Genomic DNA, 14,820 nt, shown 5'->3' with positions numbered 1-14,820 from the left:
CGTTTTGATAAAATTACTTCTTTTTCTTGCCAAGGAAATAAGCGGTCAGGCCGCCAACAATTCCGCCTATGACCAAACCCATAAGCATAGATGAGCTAATCATGGTCGTCTCCTATTTCGCAAAGGCACCATCGATGATGGCTTGCTGTTCTTTCTTGTGTTTAGCGGCAATACCGGTCGCTGTCGAGGCCGCAGCTTTGCGTCCCACATACCGTGCGCGCGTGTTTTTCGCCCCGATATTTGTCAGGCTTTCTTCAATGAACGGCTCGATAAAGGCCCACGCCCCCATATTCTTAGGTTCTTCTTGAACCCAAACCATCTCCGCATTTTTAAACCGCGCAAGCTCTAGCTCCATCGCATCAGACGGATAGGGGTAAAGTTGCTCAACCCGAAGGAGGTAAATATCATTCCGGCCTAGCTCTTCGCGCGCTTCAAACAGGTCATAATAAACCTTGCCCGAACAGATAATAAGGCGCTTGATATCTTTATCCTTGGCCAGTTTTAGCTGGCTGATCTCGGGTTTATAATGGGCATCATCCCACAATAATCTATGAAATTCTGACCCCTCGCCCATCTCGGCAAAGGTCGAGACGCAGAGCTTGTTCCGCAAGAGCGATTTGGGGCTCATATTGATAAGCGGCTTTCTAAATTTGCGTTTCACCTGACGGCGCAGCACGTGGAAATAATTGGCCGGCGTGGACACATTGGTCACTTGCATATTATCTTCGGCGCACATTTGTAGGTAACGTTCCAGTCGCGCCGAGCTATGCTCTGGGCCTTGGCCTTCATACCCATGGGGCAGGAGCATCACGAGGCCGCTCATACGGAGCCATTTTTGTTCAGCGGAGCTGATGAACTGGTCAACCAAGACCTGCGCGCCATTGGCGAAATCACCAAATTGCGCCTCCCAAATCGTGAGCGCATGGGGGGCCGCCCCTGAAAAACCATACTCAAAACCCAGTACCGCTTCTTCTGATAAATGCGAGTTCAAGACTTGGTAATATTCCTGGTCATCGGACAATTGGTTCAACGGGGTATATTTTTCCTCCGTCTTTTGATCGATGAAATTTGATTGGCGTTGCGAAAACGTGCCGCGTTCACTGTCTTGACCCGATAGGCGCACGGGGTGGCCCTCGGTGATCAATGTGCCAAAGGCCAGATGTTCGGCCAGACCCCAATCGATATTTTCACCTGCCGCGACTTTCTCGGCCCGGGCTTTGATGATGCGTTTAAGCGTCCGGTGAATATTCACAGAATTTGGAACAGTCGTAATCTTCGTGCCGATGTCTTTTAAGCGGTCAACAGACACCGATGTGTCGCCGCGCCGTTTACCGTCGCCTTCCGTTGGTTGGCTAAGACCTTGCCAAACCCCTTGCAACCAATCGGGTGCTTTCGTCTCATATGTTTTGGCTTTGTCAAATTCAGCGTCCAAATAGCCATAGAAGTCTTCGACCATTTTTTCATGTTCTGCCTGTGTCACGTCGCCTTGGTCAATTAGGCGCTTGGCATAGACAGACATGGTGGACGGCATATCGCCGATTTTGGCATACATAATCGGTTGGGTGAAAGACGGATCGTCGCCTTCGTTATGGCCGTAACGGCGGTAACATATGATATCCAGCACCACGTCTTTGCCAAATTTTTGGCGGTATTCAGTCGCTACGCGCGCGGCGTAAACCACAGCTTCGGGGTCATCGCCGTTCACATGGAATACAGGCGCTTCGACCATAAAGGCCACGTCAGAGCAATATTGACCCGAACGGTATTCATCCGGCGTGGTCGTAAAGCCGATTTGATTATTCACAATAACATGGATTGTGCCGCCCGTGCGGTATCCGGCCAGCTGGCTCATTTGGAAACATTCCATGACGATACCTTGGCCCGCAAAGGCGCTATCGCCGTGCAAGATAACGGCCATAACTTCTTCGGGATTATGCGTGCGATAAGTACCTGACGCCATTTGTTGCTTGGCGCGCGCTTTGCCCATCACAACGGGGGCCACGACCTCCAGATGCGACGGGTTTGGGGCGAGTGATAGATGAACACTATTGCCGTCAAATTCACGGTCGTCAGACACGCCCAAGTGATATTTCACATCACCCGATCCAAAGTCCTCGGCCCCTGACGCCACACCGCCCAAAAATTCGTAAAAGATGGCCGAATAGGGCTTTTGCATGACAGACGCCATGACGTTCAGCCGTCCGCGGTGCGGCATACCGAAATTAATATCTTTTAGACCCAGTTGACCGCCGCGCTTAATAATTTGCTCCAGCGCAGGCAGTAAGCTTTCGGCCCCATCAAGACCAAAGCGTTTTGTGCCAGGATAGCGTTTGTGAATTAATTGCTCAAACGCTTCGCCCTCGACCAGCTTTTGCAAGATGGCCATGCGGCCTTCTTTTGAAAAACTAATCTCTTTATCGGGGCCTTCGATACGTTCTTGGATCCAGGCTTTTTCTTCTGGGTTGGACACATGCATAAATTGCACACCGAGGGTGGAGCTATAGGTGCGGCGCAGAATTTCCATGATTTGGTTCATGGTCGCATATTCAAGGCCCAGCACACCGTCGAGGAAAATCTCGCGGTCAAAATCAGCATCCGTGAAACCGTAGCTCTCTGGGTCAAGCTCTGGATGTAGACCAGACTTTTGCAGACCGAGCGGGTCAAGATTAGCAATCAAATGCCCGCGCACGCGGTAGGCGCGAATAATCATCAAGGCGCCGACACTGTCCTTTGCGGCTTGGCGGACGGCAGCGTCGTTCATATCTGGGTTAGCGCTCGCGACTTTACTTGCGGCTTGTTTTTCCAGCGCAGCCGGGGCGTCGCCGTAATCCCCGGTCAGAGCCGATGTCAAATCACCGTTCGGGTCAAGCGGCCAATCGGGGCGTTTCCACGTCGGGCCAGCGGCCGTCTTTTTTACCGCATCAGAGGCTTCGTCCAGGCTCTCAAAATAAGCGCGAAAGCTTGGGTCAACACTGTTTGGATTTTGCGCAAATCGCGCCTGCATCTGCTCCAGATAAAGCGCATTGGCCCCATCCAGATAAAGTGTGTCCAGCATTTGCTGATTTTTTTCAGAGCGCGCGGTCATAAAGCCTCCTAAGACTGCTCACGCGGGTATAACATATATAGACAGAGGATAAAGGCGCAGTTTGCGTGAATGTGGGTTTTTGTTTGGGGGGCGCGACCCGAATGATTGCATGTTGGTGCAAACATTGATAGCCTTACGCATGAGCCCAACCAGACCCCTACCCGATATTTGCCAGCAGCATTTGGCCGCCGCTTTTCAACCCGATATGTTCAAAGCGCTGTGCGACCCTGTGCGTGTCTCTATCATTGCCGACCTTGCAACTCGCAAAGACCCTGTCCCCGTCAGCGCAATCGCGCAATGTTGCGGCATCGATTTTTCTGGCGTTTCGCGCCATCTGAAAATCCTGCGCGAGGCAGGGCTTGTCAGCGCAACCAAGGATGGGCGCAGCGTGCTTTACCAGCTGAGAACAGAGCATATGGCGCAAACCCTACAAGGGCTGGCCGATGCTTTGCGCCTATGCCAGAAAAGCGCGCATGAAGACGTCTCGTCGTAAATAACAGCCTTTCACAAAATACTTGCATATATGCGCAAACATACATATATGTTTATGAAAGGAGTAAGCTATGAAACGCATTCATATTCATGTAAACACGCAAGACGCAACGTTTGACGCGTCTGTCGCTTTTTACACAACCCTATTCGGGCAAGCCCCGACAAAAACGCGCGCCCATTACGCCAAGTGGATGCTGGACGATCCGCGCGTCAATTTCGTCGTCGAAGTGATAGAGATAGAAGGCGACAGCCCCGGTATTCACCATGTCGGCTTGCAAGTTGACGATACGGAAGAATTAAACGTGATAGCCAAGGCTTTAAAAGCCGCCGAAGCGCCGCTTTTGGAAATTGGCGAAACTGTTTGCTGTTTTTCCAAATCAGAAAAGAACTGGACCATGGATCCGTCTGGCTTGCGGTGGGAGACGTTCCGCTCATTCGGCGATGTCGATGATTACGGCGAAAAAACACTGAGCGAACTCGCGCATTATAACGCCTAAATGCCGGACCTTGACGGTGTGACGGTTGAGACTCCCGCCTTCGCGGGAGATGCGTGTAAAATTACAATTTAAACAAAAACCGCGTCCCCCGCAAAGGCGGGGGACGCATGAGGCTAAGAGGCCTTTGTGTGGGCTCCACAATAATTACAGCCGTCATCACCGACCCTGTGTCGGTGATTCATGCGCGAAGGTGTGCCTCACTCGCATCGGCTTACATTGACAATGCGACATATGGATAGCCGACACGAGGTCGGCTATGACGGGTTATACATTGGACGCTTAGGCGCTCCGCACGTCCATCCCTGCTGAGTGTTTAAACGCTCAGCACATCCATCCCCATTGAACGCCTAGGCGTTCAAGACATCCATCATGGTCACACCGAGTTTGGCAGGAGAGTCTGAGACGCGGATGCCCGCTTTTTCCATCGCCGCAATCTTGTCCTCTGCGCCGCCCTTGCCGCCTGACACAATCGCGCCAGCGTGGCCCATTGTGCGTCCGGGAGGGGCCGTGCGGCCCGCGATGAAGCCAACCATTGGTTTTTTGATACCTTTTTTGGCCATGTGAGCGATATATTCCGCCGCTTCTTCTTCGGCAGAGCCGCCAATTTCGCCGATCATAATGATCTGCTTTGTCGCGTCATCGTGCAGGAATAGCTCCAGACAATCGATAAAGTTTGTGCCGTTAATCGGGTCACCGCCAATACCAATCGCCGTCGTCTGACCAAGGCCGACTTGAGTCGTTTGGAACACAGCTTCATAGGTCAGCGTCCCAGAACGTGAGACCACGCCGCATGTGCCTTTGGAGAAAATCTTGCCCGGCATAATGCCGATTTTACACTCGCCAGGGGTCAGAACGCCAGGGCAGTTCGGGCCGATAAGGCGCGATTTAGACCCCACAAGGGCGCGCTTCACTGGGATCATGTCTGATACGGGGATACCTTCGGTAATCGCGATGATCAGTTCCATTTCAGCGTCAATCGCCTCTAGGATAGAATCTGCGGCAAAGGGCGGGGGCACATAAATCACGGACGCCGTGGCGCCTGTCGCGTGTTTGGCCTCTGCCACTGTATCGTAATTAGGCAGGCCAATATGGGTCGTGCCGCCTTTGCCCGGCGTCACGCCTGCGACCATTTTCGTGCCGTATTCCAGCGCTTGTTCTGTGTGGAACGTGCCGGTTTTACCCGTCATGCCCTGTGTGATAACTTTGGTGTCTTTGTTAATTAATACTGACATTACGCTGCCTCCACCGCTGCAACAATTTTCTGCGCAGCGTCGTCTAGGTCGTCCGCAGCAATCACGTTCAGACCTGAATTATTGATAATTTCTTTGCCTTTATCGACATTTGTGCCTTCTAGGCGCACGACGAGTGGCACTTCTAGGCCAACCTCTTTGACCGCATCGACCGCGCCTTGGGCGATGATATCGCATTTCATAATACCGCCAAAGATATTGATGAGGATGCCTTTGACTTTGTCGTCAGAGGTGAGGATTTTAAACGCAGCAACGATATTTTCTTTCGTTGCACCGCCGCCCACGTCGAGGAAGTTTGCGGGTTCTGCGCCGTAAAGCTTGATGATATCCATAGTCGACATCGCCAATCCTGCGCCGTTGACCATACAGCCAATATTGCCGTCAAGCGCCACGTAAGACAGGTCAAACTTTTTGGCCTCTGTCTCTTTGGGGTCTTCTTCTGTGACGTCGCGAAGCTCTTGGATGTCTTTGTGACGATAAAGCGCGTTTTCATCAAAGCTGATTTTTGCGTCTAAGCAATGCAAGCGCTGATCTTCGGTCACGATCAGCGGGTTAATTTCCAACATCGCCATGTCTTTGGCGAGGAAGCCGTTATAAAGAACTTTACCCAGCTTACCCGCTTGTTTCGCAAGGTCGCCCTTTAGCTCGAGCGCTTTGGCAAGTTTGCGACCGTGATGGGGCATAAAGCCTGTCGCCGGGTCCACGTCAAAATTGATAACTTTTTCAGGGGTGTCGTGGGCGACGGCTTCGATATCCATACCGCCCTCTGTTGACACGATAAAGGACACGCGGCTGGTTTCGCGGTTGATAATGATGGAGAGATAAAGTTCGCGGTCAATGTCAGAGCCGTGCTCGATATAAAGACGGTTGACTTGCTTGCCCTCATCAGAGGTTTGCTCTGTGACCAGATATTCGCCGAGCATTTCTTCGGCGTTTTTGACAACATCATCAACAGAGAATGCCAAGCGTACGCCGCCTTTGGCATCAGCGGGCGCACCGATAAATTTACCTTTACCGCGACCGCCGGCATGAATTTGTGATTTCACGACCCAAAGCGGCCCACCCAATTTTTCAGCTGCCGCCTTAGCCTCTGACGCTTTGAAAATTGCAACGCCTTCGGATACGGGCGCGCCAATCTCTTTAAGGACAGCTTTGCCCTGATATTCATGTATATTCATGGAGTATGTTTCCGTCGCTCTGTGTTCAACAAAAGAGGCACTTTGTTAAGAGCCTCAAACTTGGGGGTCTTATAGGCGGGCAGACCTTCCCTCGCAACAGGGCATTGTGGTTTTTTGGGCTCCGTTTCTGGCTTAGCCAAAAAAGAGCATCCACATGGTGCGGCCTGGCATAAAGGAAAAGGCACCCGGTATCATAAGCGCGGCAAAAAACATGTTCCGCACATGGGCTTTGTGCTTTTTGATATGGCCCTTGCGGATACTGGACACGACCTGCCACGACCCGATGAGGGTGATGGGCACAAAGATATGTATCCAGCTAAAGCTGCCATTGGCGAGCGTGCGGATGAAATAAGCGCTAATGGCGGTCACGACCATCATCATGATAAAGGCGCGACCCATGAATTTATGGCTTTTCGTACCTTTGGGGCGCAGCCACATTATAGTGCCAAAGACCAAGGCTGCCAGTGCGGTCACAAGGTGGATTTGAATGGCGGGTGAGGCCTGCGTTATATACTCAAAGTTCATTTTATGTCCTTTTACGTCTGTCGATGAAACGACTATGCAGGGAATGATTGTCTGTTAAAGCGGACATACGTGAACGCGCATTTCATTTCGTGAAATGACGGAGGATAGGCTAAAAACCGCTTGAATTACAAGGCGCTGCACTTCACGATGCGTGAAATGCAGACGAACCTTCAACGCCTATTTACCTCTATGATTGTGACATCGGTCGTCGCCGGCGTTGTGCTGTCTATCCTTGCACCCTTTGGGACAGGCAATTTTAGCTTTATCGGGCGCCTCACCTATTGGGTTGGGCTGTGCTTGGCGGGCGGTATCGGCGCATGGGGCGCAGAATTTATTATCAGCAAAATTACAGGGCGCAGTTGGCTACTGTCTGGCAAGCCGTGGCCGACCGCAATATGGCAATCGCTGGGCGCAACACTGATGGTGACATTATTTGCCATACCGCTACACCGTCCGCACGGATGGCTCGATATCGCGCTCAGCCTGTTTTATATTTGGGTGGTGGCCATGGTCATTTGCACCGTGGGTGCATTGCAAAAGAAAGGCGAGGCCGCAGTGGCCGCACCTGACACGCGCCCTGCCCTGTATGAGCGCCTAAAGCCCACCTTGCGTCAGGCCGATATTTATGCCCTATCATCTGAAGATCACTATGTGCGCATTATCACCAGTGAAGGTGATGACTTGGTCCTAATGCGGTTGTCCGATGCCATTAAAGAGGTCGCCCCCCTGCCGGGTCTTTCCCCGCACCGGTCGTGGTGGGTCGCGGAAGGCGGCACAAAAACGGTGAAACGCATTGACGGTAAAACGGTGATTACGCTGGCAAATGATATCTCGATACCCGTCAGCCGCAACGGCGCGAAAGCCCTGCGTGAGGCGGGCTGGCTATAGATCTACACCTTATCCGGCTTTTCTTGCCCGTAAACCCAGCACAGCTCGTCCGTGACACCAGGAATACCGTCCATAGAATAAAGCCGTCTTGACCCTATGGTTTCGGCAGTTTTCATACTGCCTATATTACCATCAACAATGCAGTGAATGACGCTATCCCAACCCAGTGTGTTAAAGGCGTAATCCACACAAGCCGCGCCGGCCTCTTTGGCATATCCTTTGCGGGTATAATCGCGGTGAAGCGTCCACCCAATTTCGGGCACGGGCCATCCTTCGGGAAACCACGGCCCAATACGGCCAATCCAGTCCCCGCTTGATTTTTCAACGACCGAATAAAAACTATAGCCCCGCACCGCTTGGTGGCCAATGACCATAGCCATTTGCCGCCAACTTTGCGCGCGGTTCATCGTTTGATTGCCAATATAACGCACAGTATCTGGGTCGGACATCATCTCTGTCCAAGGCTCCAGATCCTTTATGATGTCAATTTCGCGCAGGATAAGGCGCTCTGTCTCAATAAATGTTTTCATAGCTTTGTTTATCATAATGAGCGCCGCAGTCTACAAGTTGCGCTCATATCAAAGCTTCCGACTTAATCTGACAAATCAACGACGTGTCTTGTTTTGCCCGAACGTAGGATAAATTTCGCCTCGGCCCATTCGGGCGCGCTAAACGGATCGCTGGCATCATTTGAAAAGTAATAACTCTCGCTTGGGATACCCATGAAATCTGTATCAAGTTCACCATTGCCGTTGTCGTCATGGAAAAGCTTGAACGCATAATCACCCAGTGGCAGGTCGTGAAAATCAATGGTCACAGATGGGCTATCGACCTTTACAACGCTGTCCCGTGTCGGGGTCTCTGACTGATAAGCGGCTTGGCTATCAAAAAGCGCAACCATAATTTGCCCTTGGTCGGGGTCTATATTCGTGACGCTCAACGTCATTGTAGCTGTTGGCTCAGCAGCATTAACGGATATCGCAGACGTTAATGCTGATGTAGCGATAATCATCGCAGCCGTGAGAGTTTTTCTAAGATATGTCATATAAAGATTATGCGCGGGATGGGTTATCGTTCCCATGCCATGAAGCGATGACTGTATTTAAAAAACCCCGCACGCATGGGTAAGGCGGTGGCCAGAAGCGAGAAAACAAAAACCCCGCCCTCGTGAAAAGGCGGTGGCTAGGAGCGAAAAAACAAAAACCCCGCCCTCATGAAAAGGCGGGGTTTGAAACGGGCGGATGTGGGGCTGCCCGTCTAAAAAGGATGTCCGCGCAAAGAATCGCGCTTAATCATAAAATTATCAGTAATGACTTTTATAAAAATAGCAAAGGAAATTGCCTCATTTGCGTCACATTTGACTAATTTGTCGCGCTTGAGGGGAAACTTGGTTAAAAATTTCTCTCACTTTTAGTCATTAATTGGCGCAATCCCATAGGCTGCGCTTGCAGATTGCGGCGACCGCTTACAGTCGCCGCATAGCGTTATCGCATATGAGCAATTCTTAATCCCGGAGCGAGGGTTCCATTTCCTGACATTCGGCGATGATTTTCTCAACAGCCGCGACAGAGTTCATAAACATTTCACGCTCATCAGCTTTCAGGCGCAGGTTCATAACATTTTCTACACCGCGCGCCCCAATCATGGCTGGTGCACCAACATATAGGCCGCGAACGCCCGCAATCTGACCTGACAAGCGCACGGCACATGGCAGGATGCGTTTTTTATCGCGCAGATAGCTGGTCGCCATTTCAATCGCACTTTCGGCAGGCGCGTAAAAGGCAGAACCATTGCCAAGCAACCCGACAATCTCACCGCCGCCTTTACGCGTGCGGTTCACTATGGCGTCAATACGCTCTTGCGTGGTCCATTTCATTTTGATCATATCAGGCAGCGGTACGCCCGCGATGGTCGAATAACGCGTGAGCGGCACCATCGTATCGCCGTGGCCACCCAGCACGGAGGCGTGAACATCTTGCACGGAAACGCCAAATTCTTCGGCGAGGAACCAGCGAAAGCGCGCGCTATCGAGCACACCCGCCATACCGACAACTTTGCGCGGCTGTAGACCAGAAAACTTTTGTAGTGCCCAGACCATGGCGTCGAGCGGGTTGGTAATACAAATCACAAAGGCTTTAGGCGCATATTCCTTAATGCCTTCGGCAACTTGTTTAATCACGCCCAGGTTTTTGCCGACCAAGTCTTTGCGGTCCATACCAGGTTTGCGCGGAAAGCCCGCCGTAATGATGCAGACATCCGCACCCGCAATATCGGCATAATCATTTGTGCCTTTTAAGTGGCTGTCTTTGCCAAAGACGGGCGTCGCTTCGCAGAGGTCAAGCGCCTTACCTTTGGCGGTGCCTTCGAAAATATCAAACAGGACAACATCGCCCAATTCTTCGCGCGCCGCGATATGGGCCAAAGTTCCGCCGATCATTCCGGCGCCGATAAGGGCGATTTTTGCACGTGCCATGGGATATCTCCGTTAAGCGTTATAATTGCGCCGCTTTTAGACGCCCCCGCCGCGAGTCGCAATGCCCAAGGCCTGAAACTTTGGTCGCAGACTTAACATAGCCATAGCTTCAGACTATACCGCCCATAGGAAAGGCCTATTGGACACTATGACGGCGGGGCCATAAACTCTTTTTTCTATGCGCGGCGTAACCACTTTATAAAATAACATATCACAAGGAAAATCTATGCGTTTCATGTCATTCATTGCGGGCTCGACCGCTCTATCATTAAGCCTTGCCTTGGCGCCTTTGGCCCAAGCCGACACTGACTTTGCCTTTGGTGCGCTAACCGCCCAAACCCAAGACCACGTGACCGTGTTTGTAAATAGTGACGGCGACCTTACGGGGGCCGCGGCCACTGTCAATGACAAGACAGATGGGCGCTTAGCCACGGCTTTGGACGATGCTGAGTTTAAAGGCAAATTTGGCGCGAAATTACATCTTTACGGCATGGGCCCGTACAAACAAGTTATAGTGATTGGCACGGGTGATGAGGCGCTGAACATACGCACGCTGCGTGACCTTGGCGGTTACACGGCGCAAGCATCGAATAACAAGAAAAACCTAAGCGTCATGGTGGACGGGCTAGAGACGGATGTGGATGACGCCGCCGCCCAAGTCGCCATGGGCTACGCGCTTAGCAGCTACACATTTACCAAATATAAGCAAGACGCCGAGGACATTGACCGCACGGTGGCCTTTCACACTGACCAGGCCAGCAGCGCGGAACGCCTTTATAATAATGACCTAGAACATATTGTGACAGGCGTGACCTTTGCCCGTGATATGGGCACGGAACCGGGCATGTCGATTTATCCCGAGAGCTTTGCCCAAGGCGTGCGCGATCTGTTCAAAGGCGTACCTAGTGTAAAAGTCGAGGTCATGGGCCTATCCGATATGCGCCGCAAAAATATGGGCGCATTAATGGGTGTTGGCCAAGGCTCTGTCCATGATCCACGCCTTATTGTTGTGAGCTATATGGGCGGGACGCGCGGCGAAGAGCCGCTGGCGCTCGTCGGTAAAGGGATCACCTTTGATACGGGCGGTATTAGCCTTAAGCCCAATAATGGCCAATGGTTGATGAAATCTGACCTATCAGGCGCTGCCGCCGTCGCGGGCACAGTCTATGCCGCTGCCAAACGCAATGCCGATATTAATGTCGTCGGCGTTATGGCGATGGCAGAAAATATGCCCGCCGCAGACGCGATTCGCCCCGGTGATGTTCTGACGACCATGTCAGGCAAAACAATTGAGGTGATGAGCACCGACGCCGAAGGCCGCCTCGTGCTGTCTGATGCGGTGACTTATGTGCAGGAAGAATATGACCCGAAACTTTTAATTAATATCGCGACACTGACAGGTTCTGCCGCGCGAGCCTTGGCCGATGATTACGCCGCCGTGATTACGCGCGATTGGGATCTATCAGAACACATGATGCGCATCGGCACAGAAGCAGGCGAAGATGTTTGGCCGCTACCGCTAAACGCTAATCACTATAAAGCTATCAAATCCGCAATCGCCGATATTAAATCAACAGGCGGCAATCCTGGCGCGTCCATTGGTGCAGCCGTGGTCGGCACATTTGTCGATGAAGACCGTCCGTGGGTGCATTTGGATATTGCAGGCGTCGATTGGATTGATAGCGCAATCCCCACCACACCCAAAGGTCACGCCGGATGGGGCGTACGGTTCATGGACGGCGTCATCCGCGACCTTGAGTCAGAATAGGCCGCGCAATGAATGACAAAATAAAAACCGCCCTTCATCCTTGAGGGGCGGTTTTTTACGGCTCGTCCTCCCCCATCACACTCGCTTGTGCGAGGTAATCTTCGCTGCGCATCTCGATAAGGCGAGAGACGGTGCGCTCGAACTCAAAACTGCCGTCACCGTCCTGATAGAGCGCTGCGGGTTCCACGGCGGCGGACATAATCAGCTTTGTGCGGGTCTCATATAGGGCATCAATCAGCGTGACAAAACGTTTGGCTTCATTGCGGTTCTCTGGCCCCATCTGGGGCACGTCTTCTAAGATGAGGGTTTGAAAGGCATGGGCCAGATCAAGATAGTCCGCCGCCCCTAATGTATCGGCGCAGAGCCGGTGAAAGCTGGTGCGGACAACCCCTGCCGCCGTACGGTTTAGCACGACATCGCGCGCATTCACCGTCAAAACCGTCGGCCGTTCACACGCCCCGCTGGTCAAGCGTGCCCAGGCCGCATCAATGCCGTCACGCGCCGCCGCGTCCAGCGGCGTGTAATAAACAGGGGCCGCCGTTAATTGACGCAGGCGGTGATCAGTCTCGCCAGCAAATTCATGAATAATCATATGGTCTGGCATCATGTCGATGAAGGGCTCGAACAACGGACGGTTCAACCCGTGTTTATAAAGATCATCGGGCGCACGGTTTGACGTGGCCACGACAACAACACCCCGCGACCATAACGCTTCGAACAAGCGCGACAATATCATCGCGTCGGTAATATCGGTGACGTGAAATTCGTCAAAACATAAAAGCGTTGATGCGTCCGCAATACCCCGCGCAACCGGGACAATGGGATCGCCGTCTTTGCTGTCGTCTTTGCGCCACGCATTAATGCGCGCGTGCACGTCTAGCATAAAGCCGTGAAAATGGACGCGCGATTTATGCTCTATTGGGGCTTCTTCATAAAACCAATCCATCAACATGGATTTACCGCGCCCAACCCCGCCCCACATATAAAGCCCCTTTGGCGCAGACCAGCGGCGAGTGAAAAAATTTTGGCTCGGTGGGTCATCGGATAGGCGCGACAGCACATCATCCAGCGCACGGGCCGCGGATAATTGCGCGTCATCCTCATAAAGGTCACCGCTTTTAATTTTGGCTTGTAGCTTTTGAAAAACTGACATGAAACCCGTCTAATGCGCAAAGAGAAACCGTCAAGCAAAAGACACGGATAAGCGAAAGTCGCCCCAAGGACCCTTTCCATTCAGCTTACGTTTATGTTAGTATTACTAAGTGTTAACACAATTGCGGGCGCAAAGCGCGCGACTTGGCCATTGCGGCTGCCTTTGAAAAGGCGTGCATAGGTCAGGGGGACAAAACTAAAGGGTATCTAAAATGGATCAAATGAATCAATCACTCGCGGGACTCCTGCCAGCCAGCATGGCTTGGGCTGTTGGGCCGCTTATCGCTATCGCCGTCATTATTGTCGGTTACTTTATCTCTAAAATCGCAGCTGGCGTTGTTTCTGGCGCAATCAACCGCACAGGCATTGGTAAACAAGCCAAGACCACAGGCGGCAATATTGGTAAATCCCTATCAAAGGCCGTTTTCTGGGTGCTTTGGTTGGTCTTTATCCTGCTCGGCCTATCGCAATTCCCAATGATTTCCGAAGAGTTGGGCTTTCTGAACGGTATGATGGATAATATCTTTGGCTACTTACCACAGCTTGTCATCGGTGCGGTTGTTCTAGGTGTTGGCGTAATGCTCGCCAATGTCGTACAAAATGCGCTGACCTCGACATTAGAAGTTGCGCAGGTTGACCGCCTGGCGAACCGTTTTAACGTCAATGATACAGAAGACGGCGTTGCGTCAAATTCAATTGCCAAAGGTTTGGGCGGACTTGCCAAAGCCATTGTTATCCTTCTTTTCGCGATTGCCGCGATTGGTATCTGGGATATTCCCGGCTTCTCTGACGAAGTGAACAATATGCTCGGCACAGTGCTTGAGTATATTCCAAGCATCATTGGTGCTGCGATCATCTTGGCCGCTGCCGTCTTTATCGGACGCTTTGTTTCAAACTTGGTGAAATCAACCTTGCCAGCTTTGGGTGTGGATCGCTCGCTCTCAACAGTGGCCGCCCTTGACGGCGAAGGCACAAAAGTTGTGCCGTCAAACATCATCGCAACAGTTGCCTTTGTTGGTATCGTTTTGATGGGTCTGACCGCCGCTATGAAAGCGCTTGGTATTCCAGAGTTGACCAATGTGTTTAACACGCTTCTTGAAGTCGGTGGACGTGTTGTCCTTGGCGCGATCATTATTGGTGCTGGTTTGTTTATCGCAAACTTTGTCTCAAAGCTTGTGACACAAACATCGGGCGACCTGGCTGGTAAAATCATCAAATATGCAACCATCGTCATCGTGACCTTTATGGGTCTAGAGACAATGCAGCTTGGTGAAGGTATTGTAGACACGGCGTTCCGTTACTCTGTCATGGCCGCAGCCGTTGCTGCTGGTGTTGGCGGCGCAATCGCCTTTGGTCTTGGTGGCCGCGAATGGGCAGCGAAAAAACTGAACGAGTGGATGCCTGCCAAAACAACACGCAAAAAATAAACCTTGCGTTTAAAATCTAAAAGAAAGCCGTCCTGAGTTCAGGGCGGCTTTTTTAATGGCCGCCCCAAATATTGAGAGCGGCTTT

General features: G+C 51.9%; 13 protein-coding genes. 5 read left to right on the top strand and 8 right to left on the bottom strand.

The window, feature by feature from the left end; all coding sequences use genetic code 11:
- Positions 1-112: 112 nt before the first annotated feature.
- The gene (locus tag AB6B37_RS00175; RefSeq protein ID WP_371396873.1) at positions 113-3,085 is read right to left on the bottom strand and encodes a 2-oxoglutarate dehydrogenase E1 component; all 2,973 of its coding nucleotides are present in this window, start codon (positions 3,083-3,085) and stop codon (positions 113-115) included.
- A gap of 139 nt (positions 3,086-3,224) precedes the next feature.
- On the opposite strand from AB6B37_RS00175, the gene AB6B37_RS00170 reads away from it, so the two are divergent.
- Together AB6B37_RS00170 and AB6B37_RS00165 are read left to right on the top strand one after the other, a co-directional pair.
- Positions 3,225-3,578, top strand: a complete 354-nt coding sequence (locus tag AB6B37_RS00170) for an ArsR/SmtB family transcription factor (protein WP_371396872.1) — start codon at positions 3,225-3,227, stop codon at positions 3,576-3,578.
- 70 nt (positions 3,579-3,648) lie between these two features.
- On the top strand, positions 3,649-4,074 hold the full coding sequence (locus AB6B37_RS00165) for a VOC family protein (protein WP_371396871.1): 426 nt from the start codon (positions 3,649-3,651) through the stop codon (positions 4,072-4,074).
- Positions 4,075-4,421: 347 nt separating this feature from the next.
- Here AB6B37_RS00165 and sucD read toward each other — a convergent pair whose 3' ends face one another.
- The 3 genes from sucD to AB6B37_RS00150 all read right to left on the bottom strand — a co-directional run bounded on the left by sucD (position 4,422) and on the right by AB6B37_RS00150 (position 7,027).
- Positions 4,422-5,306, bottom strand: coding sequence for a succinate--CoA ligase subunit alpha (sucD, locus tag AB6B37_RS00160; protein ID WP_371396870.1), 885 nt, complete (start codon positions 5,304-5,306; stop codon positions 4,422-4,424).
- Entirely contained in the window at positions 5,306-6,502 is a 1,197-nt protein-coding gene (gene sucC / locus AB6B37_RS00155; protein WP_371396869.1) for an ADP-forming succinate--CoA ligase subunit beta, read from the bottom strand. The genes sucD and sucC overlap by 1 nt, the downstream gene beginning before the upstream one ends.
- 132 nt (positions 6,503-6,634) lie before the next feature.
- Positions 6,635-7,027 (bottom strand): DUF2306 domain-containing protein, encoded by a 393-nt coding sequence (locus AB6B37_RS00150; protein WP_371396868.1) that lies wholly within the window; start codon positions 7,025-7,027, stop codon positions 6,635-6,637.
- Between the two features lie 156 nt (positions 7,028-7,183).
- Here AB6B37_RS00150 and AB6B37_RS00145 point away from each other — a divergent pair, with 156 nt between their 5' ends.
- Positions 7,184-7,915 (top strand): LytTR family DNA-binding domain-containing protein, encoded by a 732-nt coding sequence (locus tag AB6B37_RS00145; RefSeq protein ID WP_371396867.1) that lies wholly within the window; start codon positions 7,184-7,186, stop codon positions 7,913-7,915.
- Between the two features lie 2 nt (positions 7,916-7,917).
- Here the strand turns inward: AB6B37_RS00145 and AB6B37_RS00140 are convergent, their stop codons facing one another.
- The 3 genes from AB6B37_RS00140 to mdh all read right to left on the bottom strand — a co-directional run bounded on the left by AB6B37_RS00140 (position 7,918) and on the right by mdh (position 10,388).
- Positions 7,918-8,445 (bottom strand): GNAT family N-acetyltransferase, encoded by a 528-nt coding sequence (locus AB6B37_RS00140; RefSeq protein WP_371396866.1) that lies wholly within the window; start codon positions 8,443-8,445, stop codon positions 7,918-7,920.
- A gap of 62 nt (positions 8,446-8,507) precedes the next feature.
- The gene (locus tag AB6B37_RS00135) at positions 8,508-8,960 is read right to left on the bottom strand and encodes a DUF2141 domain-containing protein (RefSeq protein WP_371396865.1); all 453 of its coding nucleotides are present in this window, start codon (positions 8,958-8,960) and stop codon (positions 8,508-8,510) included.
- A gap of 459 nt (positions 8,961-9,419) precedes the next feature.
- Positions 9,420-10,388, bottom strand: a complete 969-nt coding sequence (gene mdh, locus AB6B37_RS00130; RefSeq protein WP_371396864.1) for a malate dehydrogenase — start codon at positions 10,386-10,388, stop codon at positions 9,420-9,422.
- Positions 10,389-10,614: 226 nt separating this feature from the next.
- Here mdh and AB6B37_RS00125 point away from each other — a divergent pair, with 226 nt between their 5' ends.
- A complete protein-coding gene (locus AB6B37_RS00125) occupies positions 10,615-12,156 on the top strand; it encodes a M17 family metallopeptidase (RefSeq protein ID WP_371396863.1) in 1,542 nt (513 codons plus the stop codon).
- 55 nt (positions 12,157-12,211) lie between these two features.
- On the opposite strand, the gene zapE is transcribed toward AB6B37_RS00125, so the two are convergent.
- Positions 12,212-13,309 (bottom strand): cell division protein ZapE, encoded by a 1,098-nt coding sequence (gene zapE, locus AB6B37_RS00120; RefSeq protein ID WP_371396862.1) that lies wholly within the window; start codon positions 13,307-13,309, stop codon positions 12,212-12,214.
- Between the two features lie 211 nt (positions 13,310-13,520).
- Here zapE and AB6B37_RS00115 point away from each other — a divergent pair, with 211 nt between their 5' ends.
- Positions 13,521-14,735 (top strand): mechanosensitive ion channel, encoded by a 1,215-nt coding sequence (locus tag AB6B37_RS00115; RefSeq protein WP_371396861.1) that lies wholly within the window; start codon positions 13,521-13,523, stop codon positions 14,733-14,735.
- Positions 14,736-14,820 lie beyond the last annotated feature (85 nt).

Source organism: Fretibacter rubidus, assembly GCF_041429785.1.
GTDB lineage: Bacteria > Pseudomonadota > Alphaproteobacteria > Caulobacterales > Maricaulaceae > Fretibacter > Fretibacter rubidus.
Note: the sequence above shows the minus strand (reverse complement) of the source record. Positions and strands in the feature narration are given on the sequence as shown.

Coding starts and splice junctions, on each gene's coding strand:
- AB6B37_RS00170 (WP_371396872.1), top strand. CDS start 3,225: ATGAGCCCAACCAGACCCCTACCCGATATTTGCCAGCAGCATTTGGCC.
- zapE (WP_371396862.1), bottom strand. CDS start 13,309: ATGTCAGTTTTTCAAAAGCTACAAGCCAAAATTAAAAGCGGTGACCTT.
- AB6B37_RS00145 (WP_371396867.1), top strand. CDS start 7,184: ATGCAGACGAACCTTCAACGCCTATTTACCTCTATGATTGTGACATCG.
- AB6B37_RS00150 (WP_371396868.1), bottom strand. CDS start 7,027: ATGAACTTTGAGTATATAACGCAGGCCTCACCCGCCATTCAAATCCAC.
- AB6B37_RS00175 (WP_371396873.1), bottom strand. CDS start 3,085: ATGACCGCGCGCTCTGAAAAAAATCAGCAAATGCTGGACACACTTTAT.
- AB6B37_RS00135 (WP_371396865.1), bottom strand. CDS start 8,960: ATGACATATCTTAGAAAAACTCTCACGGCTGCGATGATTATCGCTACA.
- AB6B37_RS00165 (WP_371396871.1), top strand. CDS start 3,649: ATGAAACGCATTCATATTCATGTAAACACGCAAGACGCAACGTTTGAC.
- mdh (WP_371396864.1), bottom strand. CDS start 10,388: ATGGCACGTGCAAAAATCGCCCTTATCGGCGCCGGAATGATCGGCGGA.
- sucD (WP_371396870.1), bottom strand. CDS start 5,306: ATGTCAGTATTAATTAACAAAGACACCAAAGTTATCACACAGGGCATG.
- AB6B37_RS00140 (WP_371396866.1), bottom strand. CDS start 8,445: ATGAAAACATTTATTGAGACAGAGCGCCTTATCCTGCGCGAAATTGAC.
- AB6B37_RS00125 (WP_371396863.1), top strand. CDS start 10,615: ATGCGTTTCATGTCATTCATTGCGGGCTCGACCGCTCTATCATTAAGC.
- AB6B37_RS00115 (WP_371396861.1), top strand. CDS start 13,521: ATGGATCAAATGAATCAATCACTCGCGGGACTCCTGCCAGCCAGCATG.
- sucC (WP_371396869.1), bottom strand. CDS start 6,502: ATGAATATACATGAATATCAGGGCAAAGCTGTCCTTAAAGAGATTGGC.